Here is a 15881-nt window from a genome sequence, read left to right on the forward strand (position 1 = left end):
CTGTTGGTTCCAAATGGAAAAACCACCTTCCCTTGAAGGAAAGATGGTTGGAAGGTTTTAGGCATCCGCTTTTCGTTTGCGGAGGAAAAAAATGAGAAAGGCTACCCCCGTAAAAGCGAGTACAACATAAACGACATTGGAATAGAGATCGAAATAGTACAGAATGTCTTCCCACGATTCTCCCAATAAGTGACCAGCCATCACTAGGACGATGTTCCAAATAAACGTACCGAGTGTTGTAAACAGCAAAAACAGCGGGAAATTCATTTTGGTCATACCAGCAGGAATGGAAATCAGGCTTCTGATTAATGGGATCATGCGACAAAAAAAGATCGTCCAGTATCCGTAACGGTCGAACCATTCATTCGCTTTATGGATATCTGCCGTTTTAATGCGCAGAAGATGCCCCCATCTCTCTACGATCTTCTCTATTTTTTGGACGTCTAGGTAGAAACCGATTCCATAGAGCATGATTGCCCCGATCACCGAACCGATTGTAGCTGACAAGATTACGCCAAAAACCGTTAAGGATGATTGCGTCGTCATAAATCCACCGAAGGTCAAGATCACCTCAGAAGGTATGGGTGGAAAGATGTTTTCCAGTGCCATCATGAGTAAGATACCGAAGTAACTATATTGTTCAATAATTTGGGTCATCCAGTTCTGCATGCTATCCCTCACAATTATTTACCAATGCTTATCTCTTCAGTATAGAGACACGCGTTGCATAGTTCAATGAAAAGCGATAATCTTTTCCTTATTTCAATACGAAACAAGGAGGTCTTGGGTTACCCTTCCATTGAAAATTTTCATGTAGACTATTATCCCTTCTGACTAGACCAGTAAATCATGGTGTCGTCCCTCTTTATTTCTGTGAAGCCCATTTTGACTAATAATTTTGCGGAATCTATATTATCTAGCAAGCACTTCGCCGTAATCTTTTTCACATCTGGCTGCAACAACGCCCAATTCGCCAAGCCTTCTGCCGCCTCGTACGCGTAGCCTTTTTTTCGTTCGGCTTCAATAATTCCATAGCCGATGTCTACTTCTCCCTCTGTATTCGGGGCTCCCTTGAACCCTGCATCCCCGATGATCTTCCTACCATCTTTTGTAATGATCATCCACGATTCAAATCCTGTTGGTTCCCCTGCGAGTTCGAGTGCTTTGATGATTTTGGGTATCGTTTCCATCGCATCCTCATCAGGCCAGCCTTTGCCTAATGTAAGCCCCATATCCAATAACTCTTCGTAATTTTCTTGCAAAATATTCGTCGCTATTCTATGTGTAAATGGAATCAATATAAGCCGTTGTGTATGGATGCTTTTTTCATTCATGGGCAGGTACCCCTTCCTCTCAGTGAATCTCTCGGGCATCTAACATTATAGCATGATTTTCCATCCCTCTTTCTCCAACGAATGAAAGATTGATTAATTGGAATCTTTTCCGAATAATGAGAAATACCGAATGATGTTGGACACCACGAATATCCAGTTGATAAGGAGTGAGAAAATGTCCACAACGCTTAACACTGAGCTTGTTCGTATTCAGCCCTGGGCAGATCACGATCTTCCCTTGCTGCGTCTTTTGAATGCGCCTGCCATGATGGAGCATGTTGGAGGTCCAGAGACAGAGGAGCAACTCCTCGCCCGGCACGAGCGATACGTCAATAAGGACGGTCAGCAATCCAGCAAGATGTTCAGCATCGTACTGCTGCCAGATCACATCCCTGTCGGAAGCATCGGCTATTGGGACCGCATCTGGCAAGGAGAACACGTATACGAAGTAGGCTGGAGCGTCCTGCCACCCTTTCAAGGGAAAGGAATCGCCTCTGCGGCTTTAGCCTCACTCATCACACGCATCAACCAAGAACGAAGACACAAGTTTATTCATGCCTATCCCTCTGTAGACAACCCTGCCTCCAATGCCATTTGCCGTAAGCTCGGTTTCACTCTGCAGTCTGAATGCGTCTTTGAATACCCTCCCGGAAGTTTTATGCGTTCCAATGATTGGCGATTAGAAGTTGCATCGGAACATTACCCCATTGAAAAAGTCCGTGAGCAATTCCCCGCACTACAACGAACCTACGAAGGCAAACCAGTTGTTTATCTGGATGGCCCAGGCGGCTCGCAAGTCGTAAAATCCTCTATGGACGCGATCTATCGTTATATGGCGAACGGTGGAGCGAATTTACACGGCTCCTTTCCAACGAGCAAGGAGACAGAAGCCATCCTTGCAGATGCCAAGCAAGCCGTAGCAGACCTCTTCCACGTGAGGCCGCAGGAGGTAGCCTTCGGTGCAAATATGACCACGCTGACCTTTGCGATTGCGCGTGCACTAGGTCGGCATTGGAAAGAAGGGGATGAGATCATCGTCTCCGAGATGGATCACCGCGCCAATGTAGACCCGTGGCTGACTGTTGCCGCTGATCGCGGAATGACCGTTCGGTGGTTAAAGGTGAATAAAGAGACACTTACGTTACAGCTAGATGAGCTCGATACCCTCCTTACTTCCAGAACCAGACTTGTGGCAGTCGGGCTTGCATCCAATGCTGTCGGAACGATCCATGATCTCGCTGCCATTTCCCAAAAAGCACGTGCCAAAGGAGTCATTTTCGCCGTCGACGCCGTGCATGCGGTCCCTCACTTCTCCATCCATCGTGACGAGATTGGAGCCGATATCCTGCTCTGTTCAGCCTACAAGTTTTTTGGTCCTCATGTGGGAATCGCTGTCATCCGCAAAGAAATTTTTGAAGCACTCGATGTTTACAAATTGGTTCCTGCCCCCTCTTCTTATCCAGATAAACTGGAGACCGGAACACAAAATCATGAAGGAATCGCAGGAATCAGACCCGCTATCGAATTTGTTGCTTCGCTCGGTTTCGGTGATAGCTTTGCTGAAAAAATCCGCTCTGGTTACGAGATGATCGAAGCCTATGAAAATCATCTGGCAGAAAAGCTGAGAAAAGAACTAAGCGCAATGAAGGGCGTCACACTCTATCAAGCGGGTGAAGATGTACCGAAAACACCGACGATCGCTTTTCGGATCGAAGGGTTTAGTCCCCGAGAAATATGTGAGCGATTGTGCGAGGAGCATAGCATATTCGTTGCGGACGGGGACTTCTATGCGACAACACTCGCCAATTGTTTAGGAATCAATGAAAGTGGCGGCTGGATACGAGCGGGGCTGGCACCGTACAATACCCACGAGGAAATTGACCGCTTCATTCAAGGTATCAAAGCCATCATAAGGACATAATACAAGACCCGGGTCAGCGTTGACTCGGGTCTTCCCCGTATTTATCCATGAAGCCCGCCCTGAAACCTGGCGCGGGGGCGATAATGCCCGACCGGAATTTGAATCAAGCAGGTTTTCTCTTCTGTCTCTAGGTTGTAAAGATCATCGCAATTTTTTACGTCAAATCCGAGTAGCGGATGACCGCCCATTCCACACGTGAACGCTGCCAAAAGCAAGCGATGCACGACGATTCCCGCCTCCATCTGCTGGATGCGATACCCTCTAAACCCAAGCTGATTGATCAGATGATCGCGTTTACCCGCCACATGAAAGCAGAGCGGCACTTGATACAAATTCACATTGTCCAGGGTCATTCCGTCTTGAAGGCGTGCGCGTAAATCTCCATAGACAATCGGATAAAGAGCGTGCTCCAGTGGTTCGTAAGCGTATGCCCCATCTTGTATCCCTTCTACCTGATGAATGCTTACAAAGAGAGAAAGCCTTCTCCACGCTACTTCCTGATTTTTTCCCAAATTATTGCCATACGATAGAACACTCATCGCCATTTCCATGATACGCGCTACCTGATCTTGGCCTGTTTTCCTCCTGATAAAGTCCATTTCCGGTGAAAAACGTTCCCGTGAAAATTGCGCCAGATCATAGCTTGGTTTCTCCAACCGCGGGAGAAGGATTCGCTCTTCGAAACGACGAGTCCACTTGTTTTCCAAGTGATCCGAATAACGCGTAAACGCATGGGTAGATTCCTGCATGGCAGCTTCATTCATCCGCAAGAGCGCAGGATATTGTCTCATTCTTTTTGAACGCATTACATGCACATGCTTTTGCTCAGGGAGTTCTCGGATTAGCTCGCTTGCCGTCTCCTCTCCTCGCTCTGCCCAATGTGCGGGTGAGTGCGAATGCCTCTCTCCTTCTGTTTGAAGCGATAAGGGGACTACCGCGTATACACTCTCTTGATCAACAGACAATCCCAGCAATGCATTCATCGCTCTATCTAGGAACTGGTAGTGTACCGCATTCGTCACACCGAGCTGGTTTGCCATTTCCTGCAATTGCCCGAGCAGTACACCAGCATCAAGGCCCTGCAATCGATAGGAAAACTCATCATACTTGAAAAAGTTCTTCCAAAAATAGATGGATACGAACGCAACTCCAAAGCATGCATGTACCGGACAATGGCCACCAAGCGCCCGGCTAAGGAAGTGATCAAAATTCCCTTCGCGCAGTTGTACGAGTCTGTGGTGGGCCACATCGTAGTGGTATAGACCTGGAGGAATACTTGACAGCTTCAAATACACGTACAGCTCACTCGGATAGAGCGCTCCCCCAGACGGAACCGGTCTGCGATTCGTAACAAGCGGCAAAAACGACTCAAATCCTGCGTCTGCTGGAGTCGTGGATAACAACGATTGGCTGATTTGGATGAGTCCGTAGCTATACCATAACCAAGCACCCAATTGAGGAAGAGACATCTCTTGTGAAACCGTTTGATCTACGAGCGATAGAGGCACGTCCTCTGGCAGTGGAATGACAGGTAGTCCCCTGTACAGCTTGTATGTCAGTGGCGCATCCTCCCAATCCACTTCGAGATCACTTGGTCGGGCGTTTTCTGTATCAAAATGAAGGCGGTACAAAAAATTTTCGAGACTCATCCGGCTCACTCCCAGATGCATGTTATGGAAACGGATGCGGAAAAGGATTCAACTCTTCTACCCGCAGTGGCTGTTTCGCGTAACCCAGCTTTACAGGAACCTCCAATACTCTTTTCAATCCCGTTACTCGCGTGAGATGATGGCCAAAAGTCATCGGGAGCATGCCAGGAATCAATACACGCACGCAAGATAAGCCGTGGCGCTCGACTTCTGGTGTCGTTTGATCCACCACAATGACATTGAGATCCAATTTTTGGAACACACCGAGCAACTCCCGCAAATCGTCTGTTAGATCACGATGCTGGTTTCTTTTAGGAAATTGTTCAGCGAATGAGACCATCGGGCGGGAATCATCCATAAGAAAGGATAAGCGCTCCGCTGCTTCCGGCAGGCTGTAAAGCATCGCATGATCGTCCATCTTTTTCACCAAGGATGAATCATGGAGCATACGCAAATATTTGTCTCGATTCGCTTCGTACTTGTCTGTCAAAGGCATGAGCATGGCAGCCGTTTCGAAAATGGAGCTTTTTACAGCGCGGATGGGGTCTGGATGGGCTCCTGCTGCACAAACGAGGTGCAAGCCTGCCTCTCCGCGGTTTTTCGCAATCGTCCATACAGCAGGAATTCCATTTTCCATTGTCGCATCGAACAAGTACAAATCGTAATTGGTAACGGTCTGCATCCGATCGATCAACAGAAGCAATTCCCGATCGTTGACCGAAGCCGGATCGAGGCGCGGCAATGGCAGTTTGGCATACCAGGTCATCAAGAAAGCATCTCGCTCCACCACTTCGAGGATGCCGTAAAAGATCGCCTCCTCCAAACTCCCACCTAACGCACAGCCATTGGAGGTCTCAAATACAACTCCCTCCCCGAATCCCATACTGTAGTAGGCCATGAGCTCAGGTACTAGAATGGGTCGCTCTTCTTTAAAGGAATAACCCCATACCCAGTTCATATCTTGCTTGGGATCAAACGGCTGAAACGGAAAATCAGGCAGGGCATACTGCTCTTCTGAATGGGTTCCCGCTGTCGTCGGATCAAGTGCATGCGGCGCAAGGTTTGCATAGCAGTCGCGCACCATCGTCCTCTTGCCACGCGGCATCAGCCCACAATATCTTTCCATTCCTTCTAAAATCGCTGTTATCTCACTATCCGCGTACGAAACAGACCTTCCGGCCGTGCCCTCGTCGTGTGAAAATAACGGAAGATTGACACTTACATCTGCGAACACAGAGACAAGATCACGTACTTTCCCATTCAAAAATCCAGTACGGGAATCCAAAAATTCGGTGGAGAGAGCTTGTTTCAAATCGGCTATGGGTTTTGTCCGGTAGCTGTCCGGACTTTGCTTTACAATAGGCTTCAAGCGTATTCTAGCCTGCTCTTCAGAATCCTCAGGCAGCCGACTGCATACCGGACATAACGGATTCGGCAAAAAGAAGTGGCGTGTGCTTGTCAATGTTTGTAAATCAATGAATTGGATATGCTCTGACAACTGGGCTTGCCTGCCCTCAACTATGCGTTCAACCTCCGCACTCACATGAAATGCCACCTGTAACAACCCAGAGCGGGATGACCACGGGTCACGCGGTATGCCGCCTTTTTCGCTGAACATGTGTTGTACCTTCCACATTTCTTTGCGATCGCGTCCCGCCATCAGTCGCCGTATATCTGCACACTGGGAGCACCCTGTTTGACCTGGAAGAACCAACGGACCTACGATTGCCTCCCCAAATGAAACAAAGCCGCGAAGCCACGGGATATTTGTTTGACGAAAATGTTTTTCTGCCTGCAAATGCAAAGCGGGATGGTACGTATCTTGTAACAGGAGAGCCAAATCTGCTCCGCTTGTCGCAGACTCCATGTTTTCACTGTGCCACACGCGATAGTCCTTCCTCAAACGTTCTGAAACCAGCTCTGCCAAAACACCGTCTCCGATGACAAGAATGTCAGCGCTCATCGAGGCACCTCCCTCGAGAGCAGCAAGGCGAATACGCCACCAAGGTCTTCTTCCAGGAAAGGCTCCATCGCGGCATTCATGACCCGAGGAGAAAGGTGATGAAGGGCCAGCACCTCGACAGCTTGTTTCCAGACCTCTTTTTCCGATTCTTTCTGAACGCTGTTGCGTGCAACTTCGATGGCTTCACCCGTCAACCCAACAGATTGCGCTGTCAGTACATACTTGGACATTTGATTGGTTGGGGTCTGAATCTGTTGCAAGGCATACATCAGCGCTGAGCGCAGTGCGTCTCTCTCCTGCAAGCCAATAGTCCCGTACCATCCCGTGCTCGTTTCCACCCAATACACCGGAAATCCGCACACCTCATGCCCCTTTGCAATCGTTGGTTTTTCACCCAACGTAGTAAATGACCGGATATAAAATTGGCATCTTTCATCAGCAATTGTGTCAGTGTGGACAGGTCTCGCTGTTGGCTGTCTCCCTTTCATGTCTGCTGCATACGTAAGCGTCAAGCAATGCCGCAGTGCACGATTAAGTCCTTCTGCTGCCGTTTCCCCTGCTCCGACTCCGATATTGCCATTTCCTACATTTCGAAAAGCTGAATCTATGGCTGCGAGGTGGTTCACCATTCTTCCAACGTACATTTCTGCCCCAAGCAGTCCCGCTTCTCTTCGTGCCTCCTCATGGGTATAACCTGGGCAGACGATTTGCGGCATAAGCTCCGCCGGGCCTTCTGAGACAGGATCGACTGCTGTAACATTACACTGTGTGAGCGGTAATTGCGTGAGCTCGCCCTCATCCCAACTGTGAAAAATTCCGGTATCCGATGAGGTCCACGACTGAAACAGAGACTGTAGTCCTTCCTTTGGCTCCGTCTCATTGGATAGCCGTGATTCAAGCTCCTTTCTATCCAATACCTCCAGCCTCATTCCTTCCTTCACCATCGGATGGGGCAGGAATGATCGCCAGCTTCCTTCCAATGTCTCCAGATTCAGTACATACACCTTGTTTTCATCCTCATTGTCATTGACGCCAGTAACATGTTTGAACCATTCGAACACAGCGACGTTCGCTAGCATCGCTGCTGCCGTCATCGAGAATGGATGTTGATCGGGGTCCGCACACAAGGTCTGTCGGTGCAAACGACGCCAAGCCGATTCTAAGCAAGCTTCTGATTCGGGATGAATCAACGGTCCGGCTATTCCTTTTTGCATCAGACAAACGGCAAGAACAAATACTTTCTTCCTCTCTCTGCACGCGGAATGAATGACGCTTATTTCATCCTTGTTCACTTGCGCTGATGTGTACAAAACAGCAGAGAAAGGCTCAATGGCCTCCGACCACTCCGCAATCCCCCACGACGCTGGTTTGAGCTCCTCCAGCTTGACGTGCGGGTCTTTCCTGCGAGCATGCTCTATGATTGCGTCTAATCGCTCCCGCTTCGTAGGAGCTTCATTCGTAATGACATAATGGAATTGAACGCAGCCTGATTCTAGCAAGGCGTGGGCAATAGAAAGGAGAAAGGAACCTGCCCCAACTATTAATACTTTTTCCGTACGATATTTTTGAAATAAATATCCACCCGATCCGCCAAACTGGTCCAAAAATTCAATCTGTTCCGCATAGGCCGATATGATTTCTGGCGATAGTTCATGTGGCTTCTCTCGACTGATGTCTTGAAGAAATCCATTTTGTAAAAGCGTACCCGCTACCTGGTATATTTGTTGTTGGTATTCTTCCGGCAAATCGTCGGTCAATTGTGCCAGGGTGTACTCACCATTAAACATCGGCATGAGCTGGTCAACCCATCGTTCAATCATGTCCCCCTTCATTCGAAATGTTCCGATGTTATTCCGAAAGTATACACTCCCATCCGAATCAGGCAGATAAACCGTATCCCGCTTCACTTTTATGCGCATCGAAGGATTCAGCTTAACCATTCTCCTCCCCCTTTTTGTGCGAGATCAGCCCTTTTGCTACATGATGTGTCACAGTCATTTTATGTAGAATACTTTGTCTCACATGCCAGCAAGAAAAACAAAGCCCCTGCCAATCCGTCATTCTGGCAGGGGGCTTTATTCGGATCGTGGTTAGAAAATATCGCCATTTAGACGATAAAGCATGGGAAGAAGCAAGTGCAGCTGCACGTACAGAAGCAGGAACAGCTACAGGAGCAGAAACAGGAACAACTGCAACTACAACGCCCGCAACGGCCGCATCCACATCTACCACATCCACATCTACCACATCCACATCGCCCGCGAACAAGCGTCGCTTCATTCATCTTTTGTTTATCCCAGGGCTGCACTTTATCCGCTTTTATTTCGGAAGCCTTTAGTTTTTTTAGCTCTTTTTTGAAATCATCCATTCATCTTCACCTCCGCCACTTCATGGAGCTACTCTAAATTTATGAAGCGACATTGGGTATTTGTTCCATGATTGGCGCCCATTTTTGGTTGAACATGAGAAGAAACCAGCTATGCTGCAAGATTCCCAGACAAAAAAGAAGCCGCCCTCAAAGTGAAGGCAGCTTGGATGATCACTGATTTACAGTTTGAAGATAATCCCCATGAGCGAGTAAATAATCACCGTTGAGAACAGCACCGTCATATGGATCAGCGAATAAATAAACATCGTTTTCGACCATTTCTGAGAATCCATTTTCCGGTATCCAAAAACACTCAGAACCAGCCATAGAATATTCAGGAGCAGGGCCATAAACGTAAGACCAGCGCTCAATGACCAGAATAGAAAACTGCTGGCAATTAAAATAACCAAATAGACATTTGTTTGAATGTAGGTACGTCTTGCACCTTTGACCACAGGCAACATAGGAACCCCAGCCGCTTTGTACTCATCATGCTTGCGAATCGCGATCGCATAGAAGTGAGGCATCTGCCAAATGACCATGATGATAAAGAGACCGAGGATAGCAGGATGTGTGATATCTGGGTGAATGGCTGCCCAACCGATGAGCGGCGGCATTGCGCCAGAAATACTCCCTACCTCCGTATTGTAAATCGTTCTTCTTTTGGTCCACATCGTATAAGGCACGACATAAAAAAACAGTCCGAGAAAACCCATAATAGCAGCCAACGGTGTTGCCAACACAAGAGCCACCAAGCCCAAAATCGTCATCAAGGAGGCGAGCCATAAAACTGTCTTCGTTGATATTTCCCCTGTCACCGTAGGTCTTTTTTTCGTCCGCTCCATGACAGAATCGATATCGCGATCATACACGTTATTAAATGCACCCGCTGCGCCCATGATTAAAATAGAGCCAATTGTAGCAAATAAGATTTCTGGCAGCTTATCTATTAGACTGAAGTGATACGTATATAAAGCCAATGTTAATCCGGCAAACATCGGAATCAGATTCGATTTGATAATCCCCGTCTTAACCGTTTGCGCCAAAATATTGGACATAGGCCGATTCCGCGTTGCAACGCTTTCTTCCCTCTGCATTCGTACACTGTCCCCTCTTACTAGATGATCTATATCTATCGTACTCCAAAATAGCATGACATAGTAGACGGTTAAATCCTACAAAACTGCCATTTGTATCTTACATACCAATAAGGATTTAAATACTATATGGAATGTTAATTCTATATGGTATGATTGTCAAGAGAAGGAGGCGGACGAATGAACAGACGCAGATTAACCCAAGCAGAGCGTAAACAGGAAACAAGGCAATTGCTCATAGACGCAGCAATTGAGACCTTTGCTCAGTTAGGCTTCCACGGGGCTTCCGTTGATAAAATCGCAGACCATGCTGGTTTTACCAAAGGAGCTGTTTATGCTCATTTCCAGTCCAAAGAAGATCTCTTTCTCGCTATTTTGGAAGGTCAAATGCAATTACATGTGTCCAATATCCATCACGTAATTGATCACCAGCCATCATTATCGCATTTTATAGAGGCCATGGACGCCTATTTTATGTCCGTTCAGCAACAAAATCGCACGTGGAACATGCTGAACCTGGAATTTTTGCTTTATGCCATGCGCGAAGAATCTGTTCGCAAGCGATGGTCGAACATGATCATAGAGTCGGTACAGCATCTTTCCAAGGCCATACAGACATTGATGCCAAAAGAAAGTGACTCTACTCTATCCGCGGATGAAATGGCATGGACGATTCTGGCTCTTGAGAATGGCATGACCATCTTTTATTACATGAGCGGCGACCAGGTCCCCTTGTCTTTATACGGAAAAGCTTTGCAAAACATGCTATCGTCAAAATAGCGAGTGCCCTATGCTAGATCGTTTCTGACTGAGCAGCCCGTTGCTTCATGATCCGATTGACTCTCTCAGAACCATAGAGTATGAACGCAATGTAGAAGGCTGTAAAAAACGGTAAAATTGAAACGGTCGTCTGTGCAGCAAGCCACCCTAGCAACGGAGGCAGAAGTGTGGCACCCGTGTACGCAACCGCCATCTGATAGCCCATCAGCTTTTGCGTTTGCTCTTTCCCAAAGCGTTCGGGGGTATCATGCAGCATACAGGGATAAATCGGAGCGAAGCCTAGCCCGAGCAACAGTAAACCGATTAGCGAACAGAAGGTTGGTAATGGCAACATCAACAGCGCTGCCCCAGCGAATGATACAAGAAGTCCACTGCGAATCAGGACGCGGTTGCTCACTTTGAAGGTAACAAAGCCCGTGATAAATCGCCCAACAGTAATGCCACCATAATACATGGCTACCCACACCGCCGCCACAGCCACGGGTAGCTCTTTCACATTTACCAAAAAGCTGCTCCCCCATAATCCCACCGATGCTTCAGCCCCACAATAGAAGAGAAAGCTCAGCAAAGTCAGCTTGACGCCTTTTGTCCGTAACGGTTGTTCGCTCTGCCCACCAAACGGCTGACCCTGTGACTCTTTGACAGCATGGCTCTGCATGTTCTCCATCCGTTTCCACAAAGGAAGTGTAAACGCTAGCAGAATGACTAACCCAAATTGTATAAGCGAAACGGTCAAGTATCCATTCCGCCATAAACCATGATCACGAATAAAACCAGACATAATAATGGGGCCAAGCGTAGCACCCACACCCCAGAAGCAATGCAGCCAGCTCATATGATGTGCTTGGTAATGCGTGGCGACATAATGATTCAGTGCAGCATCAACAGAGCCAGCACCGAGTCCAAGCGGCAATGCCAATACCATCAACCATATAATGGAAGGGGAAAAATAAAAGCCGAGCAAGGCTGCCGCTGTCATCAAGCAACTAATCAGCGTAATCTGTCCAGTACCGAGCCGTTTTAATAAAGCTCCGCTTGCCAAGCTTGACACGATCGTACCAGATGAAATCACAATGGTGATCACACCCGCTACACCGAATGCCGCACCATATTCTGCTTGCATGACCGGCCAAGCTGCCCCCAGTAACGAATCAGGAAGGCCCAAGCTGATAAACGACAAGTAAATCATGATCAAAAAGAATGTTGCCACGATCCCCGCCCCCTGCTCGTTTTTACATTCTTACTGTGAGTCTATTCAGCAATTTCTCTCCCTCTGTTTTGAACCGCTTGTTCTTTTCGAAAAATTCGTTCCCTTCATTTAATTGGGCTGGTCGGTAGCCTGGACCACCACAGCCACAGGAATGATAGGTAAACCCATGCTGATAGAGGATTTCAACCTTTTTCCACTGTTTCACATCCGTTTGCTTCGGAGCCTTGAAATCATGCCCCATATCCTTCATTCCCTCACCACATTGCGGACAGCTATGCTCGATCTTGTTCCACTCTTCCTCCGTCAGCTCATACTTGGAGGTTTGCTTGAAAACTTTTCGGCAAGGGAAACAGGCGTATATTTGTTTGTACGGACCATACATCCCATATCGACACATGATGATCAACCCCTATCCCATTCATCTGCTAGCTTCTCTTTCAATTGGATGGCGAGCATTCTCCAACGTTTTCGCTCCTCCGATTCCGTAGTTTCTTCCTCGTCCATCTCCAACCAATAGTCGGCATCCATCAACTCATACATATCCAAAAGAGTGATCGTTGCACAGGCAGGATTCTCAAAAGCCGCAATCATCGCCTCAGGTCCGTCATCCCAGTTGTAGCCATTCACCACAGCATGAAGGAGAACAGATGAATCAAGCTGACTGATTTTCTTGCACCGCTTGCCCTCAGATTCCTCATATAAAATGTCGTCCACCGTTTCCTCTTCCTCAGTAGACAGTGTTAGACGTACGGCGCCTTTCGTTTCGAGCAGCAGGTCTGCTATAGCTTTATCCATCCTGGCCGCATTCCAAGCAGTCGCCAAAATGCCATGCTTAGAATCAAGCTCAGCTCCCTGTTGCAGCAATCGTTTTACGGCTTCGACTTGCTTGAATTTGACGGCTTTTTTCAATGCTGTATCACCAAGTTTGTCTTCCGCCTCCAGCTCTGTGCCTTTATCCAATAGCATCTGAATCGCTTCCACCGGCATTCGGTTTGTGATAAAAAGCATCAGCGGTGTTCGTCCGCGTTGATCTCGTTCGTTGATATCCAATTGATCCACTGCTGCTCGCACGAGCTCAAGATCCTTTGTCTTGCTGACGGTTGCCCAATCCATCCGGCTTCCTCTCCTGTTCTTCTATCTAGACAACTCCCGTTCCGGTATTGCTATGTATCCCCTTTTTTGACAAGCGTACTACCGATGAAGTCAAAGCTCAAAGGCGCCCCCTTTTTGTCAGGCTGCCACCCCAGCTTGAGCGCCTCTTCAATGATAGCCGCGACGTCAGCTGGCTTTATCACTCTCATATCCAAATGCTGCACAAGTGGAAACTCCGCCCAAAAATCATTCACATCTGATTTGACATACACGCGAATCAGTTGCCCCATTCCTTCATTGTGCTGAATCGTCAAAGCAAGCAGACCCTTCGCTGCTGGGCTAATGACCCACCGATATCGCTGCTCTCCTACCGTTATACCCCGTATGCCTTTTTTGGGTAATGCCATAGCTGCCTCCTCATTGAGAGTAAATGTTTATCAGTTCTGCCAAATACGTTTTTATGCCATTCAAAATTTCGGGTGAATGCTGGACCGTCACTTCTTTCCCCAACCCAATCAAAAACTTTGAAAAAAACAAGATGTCACTTCTCGCTACATTTCCTTCCAACCAACCACTTCCATCCTGCCGAACATTCAGCATGGATGCAAGCCAAAGTTCAGCCTCACAAGCCTGCACACCCTCAGTGGTCAGCTCTGCAAATAAGTGGACGGTGTCCTGATCCTCGACGGTTTTGACCTGTCTATTTTCCAAGTGAATGTCTCGAAGATCCAACGGCTTCGATGCCGATACCGATTGTTCGGCAGAGAGGATACGGTCACAACGAAACACGCGAATATGTTTCTGCGGAAAACAATAAGCCGGGCTGTACCATAGACCGTTTTTTGTATAAATTCCAATCGGCTGTATGTCCCGTGTGGATTGTTGTCCGCGCGATTCATAAGTGATGCTGAGCACTTTTTGTTGGATGGCGGCATCCAGCAGAGTGGATAAATGCGGAGAGCTGGCTTGCCGCTTCGGTGTCACGAAATCAACGCGGCGTTTCATTTGATCAATGCGATCACGAATGTCCGGCGGCATAAATTGATAAAATTTGTTCAGGGCCGAAGAGGATTCTGTCTCAAACGGCAGAGAGGTATGGTGTCGAAGAGCATGGATCGCGAAAAAGATTGCGACCGCCTCCTCCTCTGAGAATGCAATCGGCGGCAAAATCCTTTCCTTCAAAACATGATATCCACCATGCGGTCCCACCTCCGAGTACAAAGGTACCCCTAACTCACTCAGCTCTTGTAAGTCCCTTAGAATCGTTCGCCCTGATACGCCAAATTCGGCAGCAAGCTCACTCACAGTAAACTTGCGCTTCCGGTTGACAGTCATCATCATTTCCAGCAGTCGTTTTGATTTCGGCATGACATAACTCTCCACATGTTTTTATTATGACAATTCCTGTCACTATTATCTGTTATGGTGAAGGAGAAGTCGAGTTGGACATGATGCTGATGATAAATAAGGAGGAATTGTGTATGCTTCAGCCACAAGAAAACGGTATGGTAACGAGAAAATATTTCCAATCAGGTAACGTAAAACTATCTTACCTCGATTTTGGCGGGGACAGTCAAAGAGTTTTGCTCCTGCTGCATGGTCATATGAATGATGCACGAACATTTTCAGAGTTTGCTTCCAGATTCACAGATTGGCGCGTGATTGGATTGGATCAACGCGGTCACGGCTGGAGTGAGCATGCCCCAGATACGGATTATTCACGTGAAGGCTACCTCAACGACATTCTCGCCTTTGTTCAGACCGTTTTGGACGGAGCTCCTGTTACGATCGTTGGGCATTCTTTAGGAGGCGTCAACGCTTATCAATTTGCTGCTCATTATCCGGAGCTTGTGAACGCGGTCATTGTGGAAGATATCGGAGTAGAAATTAAGGCCGACTTATCCTTTGCAGAAAAACTCCCACATCGCTCCCCTTCTTTACACGATCTAAGAAAATCACTCGAAGAAGTCGGCGTTCGGGCGGTCGATTATTTTTCGGAAAGCGTGTTTGAGGATGAACAAGGCTGGGGATTCCGTTCTGATTTAAAAGGCATGCCTATTTCTCAACGACACATTGACGGGGAATGGTGGAGCGATTGGCTAGCGTCTTCTTGCCCGATCTTGCTGATTCATGGCCAAAAAAGCTTTGTATTGGATGAAAATCAAGCCGATCGCATGGTGACGCATAGGCCAAACACAAAGCTTGCAAGTTTTGCTGAGTGCGGGCATGATATCCATTCTACGGACCCTGACGGATACTATCGGGCTGTAAGAAGCTTTCTCGACGAGTTGAAATAATAGACGATGCACGCATAAAAGGGGGGAAGAGACATCGGAAAGTCTCTACCTCCCTTTTTAAGGCTCCTCCATAACAAACAGCCAACCCTCTAAGGATTGGCTGTAAATGAATATTATTAGCTTTACGTGTTCAATTCTCTTTTGGTTGATTACGAGAGTCGTCTTCGTAC

The 15881-nt window shown here is 47.6% G+C and carries 15 protein-coding genes; 3 read left to right on the top strand and 12 right to left on the bottom strand.

The features are described 5' to 3' along the window. Window positions 1-57: 57 nt before the first annotated feature. Together EL268_RS15905 and EL268_RS15910 are read right to left on the bottom strand one after the other, a co-directional pair. Window positions 58-669, bottom strand: a complete 612-nt coding sequence (locus EL268_RS15905) for a DedA family protein (protein WP_106655137.1) — start codon at window positions 667-669, stop codon at window positions 58-60. A gap of 152 nt (window positions 670-821) precedes the next feature. Then, on the bottom strand, window positions 822-1334 hold the full coding sequence (locus tag EL268_RS15910) for a GNAT family N-acetyltransferase (RefSeq protein ID WP_106655136.1): 513 nt from the start codon (window positions 1332-1334) through the stop codon (window positions 822-824). Window positions 1335-1509: 175 nt separating this feature from the next. Here EL268_RS15910 and EL268_RS15915 point away from each other — a divergent pair, with 175 nt between their 5' ends. Then, window positions 1510-3255 carry a cysteine desulfurase-like protein gene (locus EL268_RS15915; protein WP_106655135.1) on the top strand — a complete coding sequence of 582 codons (1746 nt, stop codon included), beginning with the start codon at window positions 1510-1512 and terminating at the stop codon, window positions 3253-3255. Between the two features lie 41 nt (window positions 3256-3296). On the opposite strand, the gene EL268_RS15920 is transcribed toward EL268_RS15915, so the two are convergent. The 5 genes from EL268_RS15920 to cyoE all read right to left on the bottom strand — a co-directional run bounded on the left by EL268_RS15920 (window position 3297) and on the right by cyoE (window position 10332). Continuing rightward, the gene (locus tag EL268_RS15920) at window positions 3297-4904 is read right to left on the bottom strand and encodes a SagB family peptide dehydrogenase (protein WP_106655134.1); all 1608 of its coding nucleotides are present in this window, start codon (window positions 4902-4904) and stop codon (window positions 3297-3299) included. A gap of 22 nt (window positions 4905-4926) precedes the next feature. Next, complete coding sequence (locus tag EL268_RS15925; protein ID WP_106655133.1) at window positions 4927-6867, bottom strand: TOMM precursor leader peptide-binding protein; 1941 nt, start codon at window positions 6865-6867, stop codon at window positions 4927-4929. Beyond that, entirely contained in the window at window positions 6864-8807 is a 1944-nt protein-coding gene (locus EL268_RS15930) for a putative thiazole-containing bacteriocin maturation protein (RefSeq protein WP_106655132.1), read from the bottom strand. Before EL268_RS15930 ends, EL268_RS15925 begins: the two co-directional genes overlap by 4 nt. A 167-nt stretch (window positions 8808-8974) precedes the next feature. Continuing rightward, window positions 8975-9235, bottom strand: a complete 261-nt coding sequence (locus tag EL268_RS33955; RefSeq protein WP_106655131.1) for a heterocycloanthracin/sonorensin family bacteriocin — start codon at window positions 9233-9235, stop codon at window positions 8975-8977. Window positions 9236-9414: 179 nt separating this feature from the next. After that, complete coding sequence (gene cyoE / locus EL268_RS15940; RefSeq protein ID WP_106655130.1) at window positions 9415-10332, bottom strand: heme o synthase; 918 nt, start codon at window positions 10330-10332, stop codon at window positions 9415-9417. 180 nt (window positions 10333-10512) lie between these two features. Here cyoE and EL268_RS15945 point away from each other — a divergent pair, with 180 nt between their 5' ends. Beyond that, entirely contained in the window at window positions 10513-11112 is a 600-nt protein-coding gene (locus EL268_RS15945) for a TetR/AcrR family transcriptional regulator (RefSeq protein ID WP_106655129.1), read from the top strand. Window positions 11113-11125: 13 nt separating this feature from the next. Here the strand turns inward: EL268_RS15945 and EL268_RS15950 are convergent, their stop codons facing one another. The 5 genes from EL268_RS15950 to EL268_RS15970 are packed head-to-tail and all read right to left on the bottom strand — an operon-like array spanning window position 11126 to window position 14782. Then, window positions 11126-12322, bottom strand: a complete 1197-nt coding sequence (locus EL268_RS15950) for an MFS transporter (protein ID WP_106655128.1) — start codon at window positions 12320-12322, stop codon at window positions 11126-11128. A gap of 22 nt (window positions 12323-12344) precedes the next feature. Next, window positions 12345-12719 carry a hypothetical protein gene (locus EL268_RS15955; RefSeq protein ID WP_106655127.1) on the bottom strand — a complete coding sequence of 125 codons (375 nt, stop codon included), beginning with the start codon at window positions 12717-12719 and terminating at the stop codon, window positions 12345-12347. Between the two features lie 5 nt (window positions 12720-12724). Then, window positions 12725-13435 (bottom strand): DUF4274 domain-containing protein, encoded by a 711-nt coding sequence (locus EL268_RS15960; protein WP_106655126.1) that lies wholly within the window; start codon window positions 13433-13435, stop codon window positions 12725-12727. 50 nt (window positions 13436-13485) lie between these two features. Continuing rightward, window positions 13486-13821: a hypothetical protein gene (locus EL268_RS15965; RefSeq protein WP_106655125.1), complete on the bottom strand. Its 336-nt coding sequence runs from the start codon at window positions 13819-13821 to the stop codon at window positions 13486-13488. A 10-nt stretch (window positions 13822-13831) separates the two neighbouring features. After that, window positions 13832-14782, bottom strand: coding sequence for a helix-turn-helix transcriptional regulator (locus EL268_RS15970; RefSeq protein WP_106655124.1), 951 nt, complete (start codon window positions 14780-14782; stop codon window positions 13832-13834). A 113-nt stretch (window positions 14783-14895) separates the two neighbouring features. Here EL268_RS15970 and EL268_RS15975 point away from each other — a divergent pair, with 113 nt between their 5' ends. Beyond that, window positions 14896-15711, top strand: a complete 816-nt coding sequence (locus EL268_RS15975; protein ID WP_106655123.1) for an alpha/beta fold hydrolase — start codon at window positions 14896-14898, stop codon at window positions 15709-15711. Window positions 15712-15881 lie beyond the last annotated feature (170 nt).

It is taken from the genome of Brevibacillus brevis (assembly GCF_900637055.1).
In the GTDB taxonomy this organism is placed as follows: Bacteria; Bacillota; Bacilli; order Brevibacillales; family Brevibacillaceae; genus Brevibacillus; species Brevibacillus brevis.